13 protein-coding genes are annotated in these 15,351 nt (G+C 64.3%); 3 read left to right on the top strand and 10 right to left on the bottom strand.

From position 1 onward, the window contains the following. Positions 1-208: 208 nt before the first annotated feature. A complete protein-coding gene (locus AC0L20_RS27085) occupies positions 209-1,348 on the top strand; it encodes an MFS transporter (protein WP_473293784.1) in 1,140 nt (379 codons plus the stop codon). Between the two features lie 6 nt (positions 1,349-1,354). Here the strand turns inward: AC0L20_RS27085 and AC0L20_RS27080 are convergent, their stop codons facing one another. Then, positions 1,355-2,344: a Bug family tripartite tricarboxylate transporter substrate binding protein gene (locus tag AC0L20_RS27080; RefSeq protein ID WP_473293783.1), complete on the bottom strand. Its 990-nt coding sequence runs from the start codon at positions 2,342-2,344 to the stop codon at positions 1,355-1,357. A gap of 296 nt (positions 2,345-2,640) precedes the next feature. Between AC0L20_RS27080 and AC0L20_RS27075 the strand changes: the two genes are divergently transcribed. Continuing rightward, the gene (locus AC0L20_RS27075; RefSeq protein ID WP_473293782.1) at positions 2,641-5,478 is read left to right on the top strand and encodes an ATP-binding protein; all 2,838 of its coding nucleotides are present in this window, start codon (positions 2,641-2,643) and stop codon (positions 5,476-5,478) included. A 23-nt stretch (positions 5,479-5,501) separates the two neighbouring features. Here AC0L20_RS27075 and AC0L20_RS27070 read toward each other — a convergent pair whose 3' ends face one another. The 3 genes from AC0L20_RS27070 to AC0L20_RS27060 all read right to left on the bottom strand — a co-directional run bounded on the left by AC0L20_RS27070 (position 5,502) and on the right by AC0L20_RS27060 (position 9,172). After that, on the bottom strand, positions 5,502-6,440 hold the full coding sequence (locus AC0L20_RS27070) for an aldo/keto reductase (RefSeq protein WP_473293781.1): 939 nt from the start codon (positions 6,438-6,440) through the stop codon (positions 5,502-5,504). 93 nt (positions 6,441-6,533) lie between these two features. Then, positions 6,534-8,030, bottom strand: coding sequence for an MDR family MFS transporter (locus tag AC0L20_RS27065; protein ID WP_473293780.1), 1,497 nt, complete (start codon positions 8,028-8,030; stop codon positions 6,534-6,536). Then, complete coding sequence (locus AC0L20_RS27060; protein ID WP_473293778.1) at positions 8,027-9,172, bottom strand: HlyD family secretion protein; 1,146 nt, start codon at positions 9,170-9,172, stop codon at positions 8,027-8,029. Before AC0L20_RS27060 ends, AC0L20_RS27065 begins: the two co-directional genes overlap by 4 nt. Before the next feature lie 215 nt (positions 9,173-9,387). On the opposite strand from AC0L20_RS27060, the gene AC0L20_RS27055 reads away from it, so the two are divergent. Further along, a complete protein-coding gene (locus tag AC0L20_RS27055; RefSeq protein ID WP_473293777.1) occupies positions 9,388-9,948 on the top strand; it encodes a TetR/AcrR family transcriptional regulator in 561 nt (186 codons plus the stop codon). 49 nt (positions 9,949-9,997) lie between these two features. Here the strand turns inward: AC0L20_RS27055 and msrA are convergent, their stop codons facing one another. From msrA to AC0L20_RS27025, 6 genes are all read right to left on the bottom strand, one after another. Continuing rightward, positions 9,998-10,489, bottom strand: a complete 492-nt coding sequence (msrA, locus tag AC0L20_RS27050; protein ID WP_473293776.1) for a peptide-methionine (S)-S-oxide reductase MsrA — start codon at positions 10,487-10,489, stop codon at positions 9,998-10,000. Positions 10,490-10,661: 172 nt separating this feature from the next. After that, positions 10,662-11,084, bottom strand: a complete 423-nt coding sequence (locus AC0L20_RS27045; RefSeq protein WP_473293774.1) for an OsmC family protein — start codon at positions 11,082-11,084, stop codon at positions 10,662-10,664. 207 nt (positions 11,085-11,291) lie between these two features. After that, complete coding sequence (locus AC0L20_RS27040) at positions 11,292-12,140, bottom strand: enoyl-CoA hydratase/isomerase family protein (RefSeq protein WP_473293773.1); 849 nt, start codon at positions 12,138-12,140, stop codon at positions 11,292-11,294. A gap of 61 nt (positions 12,141-12,201) precedes the next feature. Continuing rightward, positions 12,202-13,515 carry an epoxide hydrolase family protein gene (locus AC0L20_RS27035; RefSeq protein WP_473293772.1) on the bottom strand — a complete coding sequence of 438 codons (1,314 nt, stop codon included), beginning with the start codon at positions 13,513-13,515 and terminating at the stop codon, positions 12,202-12,204. Between the two features lie 264 nt (positions 13,516-13,779). Further along, positions 13,780-14,505 (bottom strand): VOC family protein, encoded by a 726-nt coding sequence (locus tag AC0L20_RS27030; RefSeq protein WP_473293771.1) that lies wholly within the window; start codon positions 14,503-14,505, stop codon positions 13,780-13,782. 33 nt (positions 14,506-14,538) lie between these two features. After that, positions 14,539-15,210, bottom strand: coding sequence for a sensor histidine kinase (locus tag AC0L20_RS27025; protein WP_473293770.1), 672 nt, complete (start codon positions 15,208-15,210; stop codon positions 14,539-14,541). Positions 15,211-15,351: the final 141 nt, after the last annotated feature.

Genomic DNA, 15,351 nt, shown 5'->3' with positions numbered 1-15,351 from the left:
GGATGAGCGAAGCGACATCCGGGACTCTCGCAGCGGTCCCGGGTATCGCTTCGCTCACCCGGGCTACAGGAGCTCACTCCTTGGTTCGCACTGGCGTTCCGTCCGCCCAGGGGCCGCCTGCGACAATTCGAGTCCGCCGCGGACATAAAGACGCAACAATTGCGCGGCTTGTCGATCGCCCCGCCCTAATTCCCTCCCCGGAGTTCCCATGTCTTCTGCCGACAGGCCAGCGACACGCCTTGCGACCAGGCTTGCCTTCCTCGTCGCGGGCTTCGGCATCGCGTGCTGGGCACCGCTGGTGCCGTTCGCGAAGGCGCGGCTCGCCGTCGACGACGGCATCCTCGGACTGCTCCTGCTCAGCCTTGGCATCGGCTCGGTCGTCGCGATGGTTCTGACCGGCATCTTGAGCGCGCGATATGGCAGCAAGCCGATCATCATTGCGGGCGGGCTCGGTCTTGCCTTGGTCCTGCCTCTGCTGACAATCGCGAGCTCGCTCGCGACGCTGGCGCTGGCACTCCTCGCATTCGGCGCCGCGCTCGGTTCCATCGACGTCGCCATGAACATCCACGCGGTGGAGGTGGAGCGCGCCGCGGGACGTCCGCTGATGTCCGGCTTCCACGCGCTGTTCAGCATCGGCGGCTTCGCTGGGGCCGCGCTGATGACCGCACTGCTCTCGCTGCAACTGGGCGCACTCGCTTGCACGCTGATCTGCTCCGTCCTGATGCTGATCGCGATGCTGGTGGCCTGGCCGCGGCTGCTTCGCTCCGTGCAGGTGCAAGAGGGACCGCTGTTCGTGCTGCCGCATGGCGCCGTGCTCCTGCTCGCACTGCTTTGCGCCATCACCTTCCTGGTCGAAGGCGCGATGCTCGATTGGGGCGCGTTGCTCGTCATCGGCGCGGGCCTCGTTTCCGAGGCGCAAGGCGGGATCGGCTATATCGTGTTCTCGGTCGCGATGACGATCGGGCGGCTCGGCGGCGACGCCGTCGTCGCGCGCATCGGAGACCGCACCACATTGTTCTGGGGCAGCCTGATTGCGATCGCGGGTTTCGTGGTCCTGCTCACGGCTCCCGTCGTGGCGGTCGCCGTGGCCGGCTTCCTGCTCATCGGCCTCGGCGCATCGAACCTCGTGCCGGTGCTGTTCCGCCGGGCGGCGAGACAGACGGTGATGCCCACGGGGCTCGCCGTCGCGGCGATCACGACCGCCGGCTACGCCGGCGTTCTCGTCGGCCCCGCCGGTGTCGGCTTCGTCGCACGCTTTGGCGGATTGCCGGTCGCGTTCTGGCTCCTGGCCGCGCTGATGGGTCTCGTCACGCTGACGGCGCGCATTGTCACGCGCGCCGACGGCTGAGCGGCCTCACAAATTGCTCAGCCCGATCGATTTGATCAGGGGCGCGAGGCTTGCGGATGTGGCCTCCACGATGCGCTGGAATTTGTCCGGGCTTGAATCATTGTCCGGCTCCATGCCCTGGGCGCGATAGCTCGCCAGAAGCGCCGGTTCGGCCATGGCGAGCCGCGTCGCCTGCGCGATCCGGTCGATGATCGCATCGTCGGTGTCCTTGGGCGCGAACAGACCGAACCAGCCCTCATACCGGATGCCGGGCATGCCGGATTCGACGGCGGTCGGGATCTCGGGCGCGCCGCTCAGCCGCGTTTCGGTGGTGACCGCAAGCAGCCTGATTTTCCCCGCTTGAGCCAACTGCTGCAATTGAACGGACATGACGGCAATGACGAGCGATATCTGGCCGCTGACGAGATCGTTGGTCGCCTGCGCGATGCCCCGATAGGGCACGTGGACGATGTCTAGCGCGCCGGCCTGCTGCTTGAAGGATTCCCCGACCAGATGGTTTCCGGTGGCGATCCCCGGCGTGCCGTAGGACAGCTTTCCCGGATTGGCTTTCGCATAGGTGATCAACTCGCGCAGGTTTGCGGCAGGCACCGAAGGATTGATGGCGAAAACCAGCGCGCTGTTGATCAGGCGGTAGATGGCGCGGAAATCGCCAACGGAATATCCGGGATTCGCCGACGTCATGGGAATGATGACCTGCGTGCTGCCGTTGCCGAGCAGCAGCGAATAGCCGTCGGGCTCCTCGCGCGCGACCGCCGCGGTCCCGATGGCACCGCCCGCGCCGCCGATATATTCGACGAAGGTCGGCCCCAGCAGCGACGGCATCCTGTCCACCCAGGGGCGCGCGATCTGGTCGCCCGATCCGCCGGCTCCGTAGGGAATCACCAGGCGAATGGGACGAGACGGATAGTCGGCGGCTTGTCCGTTGCGGGGAAGCGCGGTGAGCGCCGCCGCGCTTGTCAACGCGTGCACGAATTGTCGCCGCGTGAAAGAGGTCATGCTGCAAATTCCGGAAGTCGGCAGTCAATGTGGTGGCGGGACCGGCTCCCGGACGATGCCATCGCAGCAATCCGGCATCACAGTCAATGCTCCATCCGGACGAGCTCCGGCATCATCGCATTGTCACGTCGGCCTAACTCTTTACTTTCCAAGCATTATTCGGTGAGCGAGCCGACCCAAGCCGTCCACGCAGGGCTGCCAGCCCTGCCCACTGCTTTCGGCCAGTTTACTGTACGCCTCGTTCTGATAGACCAAAAAGTAATACCTTTTGACTCCCTTCGAGGGGGCGATGGCGCGTGCCAGATCGTAGCGAAGACTCGGCCATTTCCTTTGGGCCATTTCGACTGTTTCCGAAGTCCCGGCTCTTGGAGAAGGAGGGCTCGCCGCTTCATGTCGGCGGCCGCGCGCTCGACATTCTCATCTTCCTTGCCGGACGCCCCGGAGAAGTCATCGACAAGAGGGAGCTGGTCAAGCGCATCTGGGCCGGCGTCAATGTCGACGAGGGCAGCCTGCGCTTCCACGTCGCGGCGTTGCGCAAGGCGCTCGGTGACACCGGCAAGTCGGCCCGTTACGTCGTCAACGTGCCGGGCCGAGGCTATTGTTTTGTCGCCTCGTTCGCTCAAGCGGCTCCGCCGGCCGCCGCGCTCCCGGCCGAAACCGCCCCTCCCCGCTCCCTGCCCGCTCAGCTCACAAGGATGGTCGGCCGGGAAGATGTCATCGAAAAGATCTCGAACGGACTTTCGCTCTATCGCTTCATGACCGTCGTCGGCCCGGGCGGCATCGGCAAGACCTCGGTCGCCGTCACCGTCGGGCATCGCCGTTCCCAGGATTTCGACGGGCGAGTCTTCTTTGTCGATTTCGGTCCGCTGAGGGATGCCAGTCACATCGCGACCACCATTGCTTCGGCGCTCGGACTGACCATCAGCGCGGAGGATCCGACGCCGGCCCTGCTGACGTTTCTGAAGACCGGCCCGGCCCTGCTGATCTTCGACAGTTGCGAACATGTGTTGGATCAATTGGCGCCGCTCGTCGAGCACATTGTTCGCGAGGCACCGCAGCTCCGCGTTCTCGCAACCAGCCGCGAATCGTTCCGCAGCGAAGGCGAGCGGATTTTCCGGCTGTTCCCGCTGGATTGTCCGCCCGAGCGCGAAGGGCTTGCTGTCGACGAGGTCCTTGCCTATCCCGCGGCTCAACTCTTTGTGGACCGCATTGCGCAGAGCTCGGGCCCGTTCCAGCTCAGTGCAGAGGAGGCGCCCCTCGTCGCGAGCATCTGCCGGCGCCTCGACGGCATCGCGCTGGCGATCGAGCTCGCGGCGGGTCGCGTCAATGCTTACGGCATCGCCGGCACGGCATCCCTGCTCGACAGTCGCTTTTCGCTGCAATGGCGGGGCCGGCGTACCGCCGTGCCGCGGCACCAGACACTCGCCGCGGCGCTCGACTGGAGCTACGACCTTCTGCCTGCCGCGGAGAGCGCCACACTGCGACGCTTGTCGGTCTTTGCCGGGCCTTTCGCGCCGGAGGCGGCGGCCGCGGTCGCGTCCGGTGACGGCCTCAACGCATCCGAGACTCTCGAAGCAATCGACAGCCTGGTGACCAAGTCGCTGATTTCGCCGTCCGGCTCACGCACGCTGCGCTATCGGTTGCTCGACACCACGCGCACCTATGCATATGGAAAACTCAACGAGCTCGGCGAAGCCAGGCAGTTCGCGCGGCGTCATGCCGAGCACTTTCGCGATTTATTCGGGCGCGCGGAGGCCGATATTTCGACGCCGCTGCCCGAATGGCTGAGCATCTATGGCGCGGAGCTGGACAATGTGCGCGCGGCGTTGGACTGGGCCTTCGGGCCCGACGGCGAGGCGAGGCTCGGTGTCGCGCTGACGGCGGCCGCGGTCACGCTGTGGGTGCGTCTTTCGCTGTTCGCGGAATGCCGTGAGCGCAGCAGAACGGCGCTCGCAGCGCTCGGAGACACCGCCAACGACGACCGCATCCGCATGCAGCTGCTGTCGGCGCTCGGCTGGTCGCTGATGTATGGCGAGGGCCGCGCGCGCGAGGCGCGGCCGATCCTCGAGACGACCCTCGAGCTTGCTGACAGGCTCGACGACAAGGACTTTAGGCTGCGTGCGCTCTGGGGCTTGTGCATCGACCAGTTCAACAACGGACAGTTCGGCAAGGCCCGTGCGCTCGCCGATCGTTTTGCGAACGCGGCTGCGAACTCGCCCGACAAGACCGATGTCATGCTGGGCGACCGGCTGATGGCCGTCGCGCTGCATTATCTCGGGGATCAGAACGAGGCTCGGCTACGCATCGAGCGGGTCAATGCATCGCTGCATGTATTGGCGGAGAAGCCGAAAATCTTTCCGCTCGATCTGAGAATCTCGACGCAATATTTTCGGGCTCGCATTCTGTGGCTTCAGGGCCTGGCCGATCAGGCTCAGGCCCTTACCGCCAGGAATATCGAGGAAGGCCGCGCCAATGGCCACGCGCTGACCTTCTGCAGCGTGCTTGGACAAGCCGCCTGCCCGATCGCCTTCTGGTCCGGCGATTTCGACGCCGCGGAGCGTCACGGCGCCGAGCTGCTCGAACACACCGAGCGCCACGCCATCCGGCTGTGGGGCCTGTGGGCGCGGGCCTTCAACGCCGCAGTCATGGTCAAGCGCGGCGATTCGACCGGCCTGCCACTGCTGCGCGAGGAGCTCAATCGCGCCGGCGATGCGCGCTTCCTGCCCCGCTTTCTGCCCCTGCTCGGCGAGCTCGCCGCGTGTTCCGGAGAGGCCGACCAGGTCGATCGCGGGCTCGACGTGATCGAGGACGTCCTGACCCGCTGCAACGACCGGCAAGAGCTCTGGTATCTGCCGGAGCTGATCCGCATCAAGGGAGAGTTGATGCTCAGGAGCACCCGGCATTCAGAAGACGCCGAGGCGCGCTTTCGCGAGGCCATGGACATTGCCGGCCAGCAAGGCGCGCGCTTCTGGGAGCTGCGAAGCGCGGTCAGCCTGGCGCGGTACATGAACGGGGCTGGCCGGACCACGGAAGCCTTGGCAATTCTGCAACGCGCATGCGGGCCGTTCACCGAGGGCGCCGGCATCGCCGAGATCCGCAGCGCCCACGATCTGATCGAGCAGCTTCGGGCTTGACGAGTCGGCTGACCGGCGCCGATTCATCCAGCCCGCGGGATGAATCCGGGCAGGCCGGTCTCGACGACCGTGTTGAACCTGATGTTTGTCGTGATCTGGTCCCTCATCTGTCGCATGGCATCTTCGGGCAAGGCTGAAATATCGAAGTTTTCCTGGATGCGCCGGGGATTGGTCGAAGTCGTCAGGAAAGCGGTGCCGCGCTGGACGGCCCACGCCAGCGCAATTTGAGCCGGTGTCTTGTGCAAGCGTTCCGCGATGGCAGTGATCACCGGATCAGCCAGGACGTTCGGCTTCATGGCGTGTCCCAGCGCTGCAAACGCCTGCAGCACAATTCCGTGCTCTCGACAGAAGTCGAGCAGGTCCCATTCGGGAAGATACGGATGCGCTTCGACTTGCACCATGGCGGGCCTGATCCGCGCGACCGCAACGATCTCGCGCAACTTCTCCAGGGTGATGTCCGACAGGCCGATCGACTTGCAGTGCCCCTCGTCGACAAGGCGTTCCAGCGCCCCCCACGTTTCGGCCAGCGTAACCCCAGAATCATAGATGACCCGACCGTGCTCATCCCTCGGGTCCTGCTCGTCGCCGGGTTGAAAGGCAAAGGGCGTATGGATGATGTAGCAATCGATCTCGTCGAGCTGCAGGCGTCGGCGACTGGCGTCGAAGGCAGGCCTGACCCGTTCCGGCCGATGATTGGTGTTCCATAGCTTTGTCGTAACGAACAGGTCATTGCGCTGAAGCGTCCCCGCCTTGAACGTCTCCTGCAGCGCATCGCCGACCGCTTCCTCGTTGCGATAGCGCTCTGCGCAATCAAGATGTCGAAATCCGGCCTCCAATGCAGCCCTGGTGGCCTGCCTTGTCACGAGCGGATCCGGAATGAGTGTGCCAAATCCCACCGCGGGAATCGTCCCGGATTGATGAGTTGGAATCCTCGTATAACGAAGCGTATCTGACGAAGTCATGCTCATACTCCTTTGCTTGTCCTCGGCTCCCTCAAAAGTAAGGGACGAGGTATTCGGAATTGACGATGCGATGTCATTCCACGGCTCCAGGCGCTAACCGGTCGGCCGCGGCTTACGGAGAAAAAACACGAGCGGAATCACGACGAGCATGGCAAACATCAGGATCTCGAATTGGTCGATGACCGCGACTGTCGCCGCCTGACGCGTGACCATGCCGTTGAGGGCGGCAAGGCTTGGCTTCGCGATCGGCCCCCCGACGAATGCAGCGACTCGGTAGGGCGTGAGGTTCTTTGCGAGTGCGACGTGCACAGCCTGCGTGTTGGCGTAGAAGAAGAGCTGGACGACCGCGATGCCAATGGTGCTGCCATAGAGGCGCGACAGGTTGATCAACGCGCTGCCTTCCGGGCGGAGCTTCGGATCGAGCGTGCCGAACGCGGCCCTGGCGAGCGCGGGCAGCAACATGCCGAGACCCGCTCCCTGGAGCAGGCCGGCCTCGACCACCGGCCGCCAATCCATCGCCGGCGAATAGCCGAGCATCAGCCAGTTGGCATAGACCACCAGCGTCATTCCACCCACGAGGAATGGCCGGTAGTCGATCTGCGCGGGGACCAGGCTCGTCAGCACGAGCGCTCCCACCAGCGCGACGCCGCGCGGAACAGTCATGTATCCGGTGGTATCGACGGGGTAGTTGAGCAATTCCTCCAGCATCGGGGACGTCAGGGCCAGGGTCGGCAGCAGCACGAAGCCAAGCGCGAAGGAGATGACCGTCGAGAGCACGAGATTGCGGTCCCTGAACAGCGCCGTGCGGAGAAAGTGCTCCTTTGTCGTCATGACGTGCACAATGAAGAGATAGAAGCCGAGCACGGAGGCGCCCGCCTCGATCCAGATTTCCGTCGAGGCAAACCATTCCAGGCGCTCGCCGCGATCGAGCAACATCTGCAATCCGATCATGCCGACGGAGAACGTCGCAAGGCCAAAGAAGTCGAAGGGCTGGCTCCGCTCGGCCCGCTTCTCGCCGAGCAGCTGAGCCATCGTCAGGAAAATGAAGCCTGTCATCGGCAGGCTGAAATAGAAGATCGCGGGCCAGCCGTAATATTCACTGAGCCAACCGCCAATGGCCGGGCCGCTGCTGATGCCGAGCAGGGAGCAGACGGTCCACGCCAGGCTCATGCGCGCATGTCGCACCGGCGATGTCGCCTCGAGCAGGATCGCCAGCGAGAGCGGCGCAAGAGGTCCGCTCGCCGCGCCCTGGAGGATTCGCGCCAGCACGAACTGAATCGACGTCGTCGCCAGCGTGTCGAGCGCGAGACCCAAGACGAAGATCGTGACGGCGGCTTGATAGACCACTTTCCGGCCGTAGCGTCCCGCCAGCCATTGCGTGATCGACATCGTCACGGCGCTCGCAGCGATATACGAGGAAAACACCCAGCCGACCTCGTCATTGGCCATCGAGAGCGTCGCCTGAATATGGGGTAGCGCCGCGTTCGGTATCGAGATGTTGACGGCCTGCATGTAGGTCGCCATGAGGGCGGCCGCGGCGATCGCGTGATGACCGCCGGGCGCAGTGGTCGATGGGAGGGGCGTACTCATTTGCTCTCCGTCGCGAGCGCGGGTTGGAGCAGATTGGGCCAGGTGCGGCGATAGCCGGTATCAACCCGTGCCGTCACGCTGATCCCCGAGAACAGCGGCCGGCTCGGATCGAGATCGTCGAGTTCCAGGCGCACCGGCAATCGCTGGACGACCTTGACCCAGTTTCCCGTCGCATTCTCGGGCGGCAGGAGCGAGAAGTCCGATCCGGTGCCGGGACTCATGCTGACGATATGCGCCTTGAACTTGCGATCGGGATAGGCATCGACGTCGATCGTCGCCTCCTGCCCTGGACGCATATGAGTGAGACCGGTCTCGCGAAAATTCGCCTCGACCCAGACGTGCCGGCTCGACAGCAGCGAGAACGTCGGTGCCCCGGCAGTGACGAAGCCGCCGATCTGGAGATCGTCGACCTTGGTCACGATGCCGTCGTCCGGCGCCGTCACGGTGGCATAGGAGAGATCCAGCCGCGCACGGTCGAGCTGTGCCCTGGCCGCGCGAATGGTCGGATGGCGATCGATGTCGATATCGGCATCGCCATTGAGGGCCACGACCGTGTTGGCGATCTGCTGTTCGATCGACGCCATGCGGTGGCGAGCGACCTTCATGTCCGTCTCGGCCCGCTCATAGACCGCGCGTGGCGTGAAGTCGGAGGCAACCAGCATCTTCTTGCGGTCGAATTCGCGCTCGTCGAAGGTAGCCGTCTCTTTGGCCGACTGCAGCTCCGCCTGCTGCTGACGATGGGTCGCCTTGAGGGATTCGATCTGGAGCCGCGCACTTCCGAGGCGCGCCTCGGCCTGGTCGACGGCAATTTCATAAGGCTCCGGGTCGATGCGAAACAGCACCTGCCCCCGTCGGACGCGCTCGTTGTCACGCACGGCGATCTCGACCGCCTGGCCGGAAACCCGGGCATTGATGGTCACCTTGGCGGCGCGAACAAATGCGTCATCGGTGGAGACATATTGCTCCTGCGCCAGATAGATGAACGCGCCGACCACGGCCACCGCCATCGGCAGCGCGAGCATCAGCGGTCGTCGCAGCCGCTTGCCGAGCCCTGCCCCGAACCATTGCGCGGCAGCCTCGCTCGGGCGGAAGCTGTTGCGATCGCCGAGCCCGCCGGCGATTGGCGCGAAATCGAAACGCATCGAAGGATCCTCGGGTTCAATCTATTTAATAACGTTCGTTACAAATATTGCACTCCAACGCGGCGATCAAGTGGGCGACCTTGATTTTTATAACGATCCATACAAATATATGTGTGGAGCATGGCAACCGGGGTTCTGACGAAATGGCACGGAAAAAGAGCGAAACGAGCCCGGCGCGCCGGGGACGGCCACCGGCCTACGACGCAGAGACGGCCTTGAAGCGGGCAACGGAAACGTTCTGGAGGACGGGCTATTCCGGTACCTCCCTGGACAAGGTCGCTGCAGCGACCGGCATGAGTCCGCCGAGCCTCTACGCGGTGTTCGGCAACAAGCATGCGCTCTATCTCGAGGCGCTCGCCCGTTATTGGGAGATCAGCCTGGCCGCGACGCGTGAGGCTCTCGCCGGGGACCATCCCTTGGACGAAGCGCTGATGCTGGCCTATGACGCGGCGCTGTCGATCTATTTTTCTGGCAAGGGAGCCGCACGCGGCTGCTTCGTGGTGGGGACGGCGGTGACCGAAGTCGCAGAAGACGCCGCGATCCGGAGCAGCGTTGCGGCGGGACTGCGCATGATAGATGCCGATTTCGAAGCCCGCTTCCGCCTTGCGCAGGACAAGGGCGAGCTGAAGCGCGACGCCGATCCGGCGGCGCTTGCCATTCTCGCTTCAGCCACGATGCACACCATTGCCATTCGCGCCCGTGCCGGCGCCCGCCGCTCCGAGCTGAGGGAGATGGCCCGAAAAGCGGTCGATGTGCTCTGCGGATCCCGGCGGTGACCTCGCGGATTTCGGGCATGGCTCCCCCCGGCAATAGCGCCGACCAGCTTTAGCCTGCCGCTGCGGCCCCGCGCCGCGGCAGCTTCCAGTCGGGGCGGATGAAGTGGCAGGTGTAGCCGTCCGGATAGCGTTCGAGATAATCCTGATGCTCCGGCTCGGCCTCCCAGAACTCGCCCGCGGGCGCGACCTCGGTCACGACCTTGCCAGGCCAGAGACCGGACGCCTCCATCCGCTTCTGTTCGTCGCCGGTATAAAAGATCGCCGAACGATAGCTCGTGCCCAAATCATTGCCCTGACGATTGAGCGTGGTCGGATCGTGGATCTGGAAGAAGAATTCCAGCATGGTCCGAAAGCTGGTCTTGGCGGGATCGAAGGTGATCTCGATCGCTTCGGCATGACCTTCATGATTGCGGTAGGTGGCATTCTTCACCGCGCCGCCGGTGTAGCCGACGCGGGTGGAGACCACGCCCGGCTGCCTGCGGATCAGATCCTGCATGCCCCAGAAGCAGCCCCCGGCCAGAATTGCGCGTTCCGTTGTCATATCTCCACTCCCAATTGATCCGGCTGTCCATTCTGCATCCGTCGCATCCTATGCTTATGGCGGCCCAGCCGAAAGCCGGGCCTTTGTCCATCCAGTTCCACTCGCGGAGGCCAAAGCTTCGGCGACCCCAGCTTCCCCAACCAAAACTAGATGGACATAAATTAAGCCCGCCCTAGATCAGCTTGGCATCGAGCGTGATCGCGGCGTTGAGCACTTTCGACACCGGGCAGTTCTTCTCGGCCTCGCCGGCGATGCGGGCAAAGCCGGCGTCGTCGAGGTTCGGCACCTCGGCACGCAACGTCAGCGCCGATTTGCTGATCTTGAAACCCTTGCCTTCGGGCTCGAGGCTGACCGCGGCTTCCGTCGAGAGCTCGTCAGGCGTGAAACCGGCGAGTTGCAGGCCGAAGGCCAGCGCCATGGTGAAACAGCCGGCATGCGCCGCAGCGATCAACTCCTCCGGATTGGTGCCCTTCTCGTTCTCGAAGCGGGTCTTGAACGAATAAGGCGTCGCGGCGAGCACGCCGGATTCGCTCGACAGTTGACCGGTGCCATCGCGACCGGTGCCTTTCCAGACTGCTGTTGCCTTGCGGATCATCTCAATTCTCCTGGTTGATTTTTTAGCACCGGCGCTCGGTACCGAAGGAAAGCGACATTGGCACGACCACCTGTCGCCGTTCCGGGCCCGGCCGAACGCCGCGGTGGTTCCGTCAAGTCCCGTTCCGATAAAATCGGAACGAGACTCGATTCTTGCTTTGACGCGTTTTCTTCACGCGAACCGCTATCCACTTCGCTCGAAAACGCTTTAGCTACCAATCTGTCCGACGTGGAACCCGAGCCGGTTCTCGACGTCACCAGCGCGGTGGAAGCCGCGCGACATCAGCGCCTTGATGCGGGTCTGACTCGCGGGGCGGCTGAGCGAGGCCAGGAACGCCTCCCATTCCGGCTTGATCTCGACATCCGGCGGCAGGCTCGCGACGTCGACGAGGCGCTTGGTCTCGGCAATCGCCTCCTTGTCGAAGGACGCGATGCGCATGGCCAGCGCCTCGACGAAGCCGTCGAGCTCGACATCCGGCAACGACCGGTTCACATAGCCGTAACGTTCGGCGAGATCGCCGTGAATGTCATCGGCGCCGAGCAGAACTTCGAGCGCGCGGCCGCGGCCCATCAGGCGCGGCAACCGTGCCATCGGCCCGCCGCCGGGCACCAGGCCCGCACCGACCTCCCATTGCGACAGGATCGCCTTTTCGCGGCTGGCAAAGCGCATGTCGCTCGCGAGCGCCAGCTCGCTGCCGACGCCGGTCGCGCGGCCCCTGATCGAGGCAATCGAGACGACCGGCGCGCGGCTGAGACGCACCAGCATGTCGGGCAGTGCCTGCAGGCCGGTCGGCCCAAGCGGGATACGAAGCGAATCCTCCAGCGGCGCGAGGAAGTCGTAATGCGTGATGAAGAAGCCGTCGACGGCGCTGTCGAACACCACGACCTTCACCTCAGGATCGGTCTCGATCGCCGTGACGACGTCGTCCAGAAGCGGAAGCTGCTTGGGGCCGAAGATATTGACCGGGGGCATGTCGAAGGTGACGCGCCAATACGACGGCAGGCGACGTTCCAGGCGGATTTGGTCGGTCGTGAAGGTGCGTTCGGGGCGGTTCATGATTGCATTCCTGTCTGTGGGGAAAGAAGGGAACGCGCGGAAGTGCGCGTCCCCGCAGGTCTCAGATCGACTGACGCAGCGGTCGGAAGGCGGTGCGCATTTCCGCGGAGAACAGCGCGGGCTGCTCCCAGGCGGCGAAGTGGCCGCCCTTGTCGAGGCGGTTGTAGTGCATCAGCTTCGGATAGGCCTTCTCGGTCCAGCTGCGCGGCGCGGCGTAGATCTCGTCCGGGAAGACGCTGACGGCGACCGGGATCTTGATGTGCTTGGGCTCGAAGAACACCAGCTTGTTCTCCCAGTACAGCCGCGCCGAGGACACCGCGGTGTTGGTGAGCCAGTAGAGCGTGATGTTGTCGATCACGTCGTCCCGCGACAACCCTTCCGTCTTGCCCGCGAAAACCCGGGCAATCATCGCGGTGCTGCGCCCATCATGGTCGAGCATCCAGGACGCGAGGCCCGCCGGCGAATCCACCAGGCCATAGAGCGTCTGCGGCCGGTTGGACATCTCGATCGCGTAGCCAAGACCGTGCTTATAGAAATCATCGAGCTGATCGTAAGCGTAGCGCTCGTCGGCCGAGAGGTTCGACGGCCGCGATCCGCCGGGCTGAAGCGCCTTGGCAATGTCGTCCGGAACGGTCGCGGGCATATTGGTGTGGATGCCGAGCAGTTCCGGCGGCGCGATCACCGCCATCTGCTCCGTCACGGCATTGCCCCAATCGCCGCCTTGCGCGACATAGCGGTTGTAGCCGAGCCGCTTCATCAGCACGATCCAGGCGCGCGCCACGCGCTGGGGGTCCCAGCCCAGCTCCGTCGGCTTGCCGGAGAAACCGTGGCCCGGGAGCGAAGGGATCACGAGATCGAAGGCGTCCGCCGCCGTCGCGCCGTGTGCGGTGGGGTCGGCGAGCGGGCCGACGATCTTGATCTGCTCGATGATCGAACCGGGCCAGCCATGCGTGACGATCATCGGCAAGGCATTCTCGTGCCTGGAGCGGACGTGAATGAAATGGATGTCGACGCCGTCGATCTCGGTGACGAATTGCGGCAAGGCATTCAGCCGCGCCTCCATCTTGCGCCAGTCGTAGTCGTTCTGCCAATAGCTCACGAGCTGCTGCACCGTCGTCAGTTGCACGCCCTGCGATTGATCGGCAACGATCTCACGATCCGGCCAGCGCGTCGCCGCGAGACGGCGGCGAAGATCGAGCAGATCCGCCTCGGGCACGCTGACGTGGAACGGGCGAACCGCCCCACTCACGCTGGCCTTCGCCGAATGCAGCGGCAGCAGGCTCGATACGCTTGCGGCAACCGCGGTCATCGCGGCCTGGCTCAACAGTTGACGGCGGTCTGGGTTGAGAATGTCGGTACGTGCTTGCGTGGTCATGTTCGATCTCCCTGGCTTTGGCCGGTGACGCTGACCGAATTCGACATCAGCGCCTCGGTTCGTCATGCAGAGAGATTGGCGCAGGCTCTGGCAATTTGCTCGTTATGGGTTGTTAGACCGCGTTAGCCGTTGCGAGCCGCGCGACACCGAGGAGAGCGATCGTCGACTCGCGATGCGCGCCGCCAAAGCAACACGGCGCGCGATGAGCTCAGTCATCACGCGCCGCGTCGGCTTGCATCAGTCCAAGAATCCGCGCTGTCCCACTCAGGATGGCAGCGGCCCGCCCGCCTGCTCGCGGACGATATAATCGGCGTACCAATCGGCCCAGTTCTCATCGTGCCCGCCGATCCGCTTTTCGTGCTCGCCATGGGCCGCCGCCGCGCGGCGCAGTGCTGCGGCCAGCGCGGCCTGCGAAGCGAATGTGGTGCCGCCGCCCCCGATCCGTCCCGGCAATCGCGTCGTGACCTCCTGGAACAACCAGCCATTGCCGTCGGGATCGCTGAACGACGCATATGAGCCGTAGCTGCCGCGCTTCGGGTCAGCACCGCTCACCCGAACGCTGCCGGAGAGATAAGGCTCGTCGGTCCCAGCGTGAACATCGCCGGCACCGTGGAATGGAGCGCTGACCTCGACGCCGCGGTCGAGCAGATCCGTTCGCGCCGCCTCCAGATCGGAGACGATCAGGTACAACCCTCGCGCGGAGCCCGGCGCTGCCGCGGTCACGTTCCTGCCGAAGATCACCGAGCAGGCCGAACCCGGCGGCGTGAACTGGATCACGCGCCAGTCATCGCCGGAGGCAAAATCGGCGTCCAGTCGCCAACCGAGACGCGCGTAGAAGGCCTTGGCGCGATCGACATCGGCCACGGGGATTACGATCACCTCGAGGCGCTGATCGACGCTAGGCGAGCTCGACGGCGTCTTCGCAGACTTGTTGGAAGGCTTATTGGAAAGCTTGGCCGCGGCGTCGCGGTCGATTTCGGTAGTGGCCATGTCGAACTCCCTGGGTTGGATCTAAGACGAGCTTCAAGCAACTGCGATCGGCATCACGATGGTTACGCGTGTGCCGTCTTCTCCCGCTTCGCCCTGCAGCCGGGCGTGAATGCTGCGTGCGAGTCCTTCGAGAATCCGGCTGCCGGTGCCCTGAAGCGGCCCGGTCGCGCCGATCCCGTTGTCTGTTACCGTGCAGAACCAGGCGCCGTCGCGATTGGCCATCTCGATGCGGATCAGCGCATCATTCCGGTCCGGGAAGGCATGCTTGGCCGCATTCGTCACCAGCTCCGTCAGCATCAGCGCGAGCCGATGGCATTGCGACGCCGGCAGCGTCCCGCTTTCGATCGCGGCCTCGCAGCGGATGCCCGCCGGCTCCAGCACCGCCTCGGAAATCGCTCCACACAGGTTTTCGAAGAAGGCCGCCACCGGGATCGCCGTATGGTCGTCATTGTCGGACAAGAGTTGATAGAGCCTGCCGAAGGCGACGATGCGCCGCTCGAGCCGGTCCGCTGCAAGCGACACATCCCTGGTACCCGTTCGGGTGAAATCGCGGCGGACTGACGCACCGAGTATCGTCAGCGTGTTCTTCATCCGATGGTGGGACTCCCGCAGCACGAGCTCCCAGTCACGCGACTGATCGTCCAAACTTGCCACAAATTGAGATCGAACGACGTCGTCATTCGGCCGAGCATTGATACCGGACATCGTAGCCTCCCCGTTGGAATTAACGCCAAACTCGGAACGGATACTGGATGCAGTTCGTGCGCATTGCTCGTTAGACGTTGCAAGATTCTGTTATGATGGCGGTACGACGACCGGCACTCCGAACGTGAGCTGGTCGGTCAA

Source organism: Bradyrhizobium sp. Kon58, assembly GCF_055807455.1.
This window is presented reverse-complemented; position numbering and strand designations above follow the sequence as displayed.

Bases quoted from the DNA above. Each gene is read 5' to 3' on its own strand.
- AC0L20_RS27080 (WP_473293783.1), bottom strand. From the start codon at position 2,344: ATGACCTCTTTCACGCGGCGACAATTCGTGCACGCGTTGACAAGCGCG.
- AC0L20_RS27035 (WP_473293772.1), bottom strand. From the start codon at position 13,515: ATGACCACGCAAGCACGTACCGACATTCTCAACCCAGACCGCCGTCAA.
- AC0L20_RS27070 (WP_473293781.1), bottom strand. From the start codon at position 6,440: ATGACTTCGTCAGATACGCTTCGTTATACGAGGATTCCAACTCATCAA.
- AC0L20_RS27060 (WP_473293778.1), bottom strand. From the start codon at position 9,172: ATGCGTTTCGATTTCGCGCCAATCGCCGGCGGGCTCGGCGATCGCAAC.
- AC0L20_RS27065 (WP_473293780.1), bottom strand. From the start codon at position 8,030: ATGAGTACGCCCCTCCCATCGACCACTGCGCCCGGCGGTCATCACGCG.
- AC0L20_RS27030 (WP_473293771.1), bottom strand. From the start codon at position 14,505: ATGGCCACTACCGAAATCGACCGCGACGCCGCGGCCAAGCTTTCCAAT.
- AC0L20_RS27025 (WP_473293770.1), bottom strand. From the start codon at position 15,210: ATGTCCGGTATCAATGCTCGGCCGAATGACGACGTCGTTCGATCTCAA.
- AC0L20_RS27045 (WP_473293774.1), bottom strand. From the start codon at position 11,084: ATGATCCGCAAGGCAACAGCAGTCTGGAAAGGCACCGGTCGCGATGGC.
- msrA (WP_473293776.1), bottom strand. From the start codon at position 10,489: ATGACAACGGAACGCGCAATTCTGGCCGGGGGCTGCTTCTGGGGCATG.
- AC0L20_RS27085 (WP_473293784.1), top strand. From the start codon at position 209: ATGTCTTCTGCCGACAGGCCAGCGACACGCCTTGCGACCAGGCTTGCC.
- AC0L20_RS27040 (WP_473293773.1), bottom strand. From the start codon at position 12,140: ATGAACCGCCCCGAACGCACCTTCACGACCGACCAAATCCGCCTGGAA.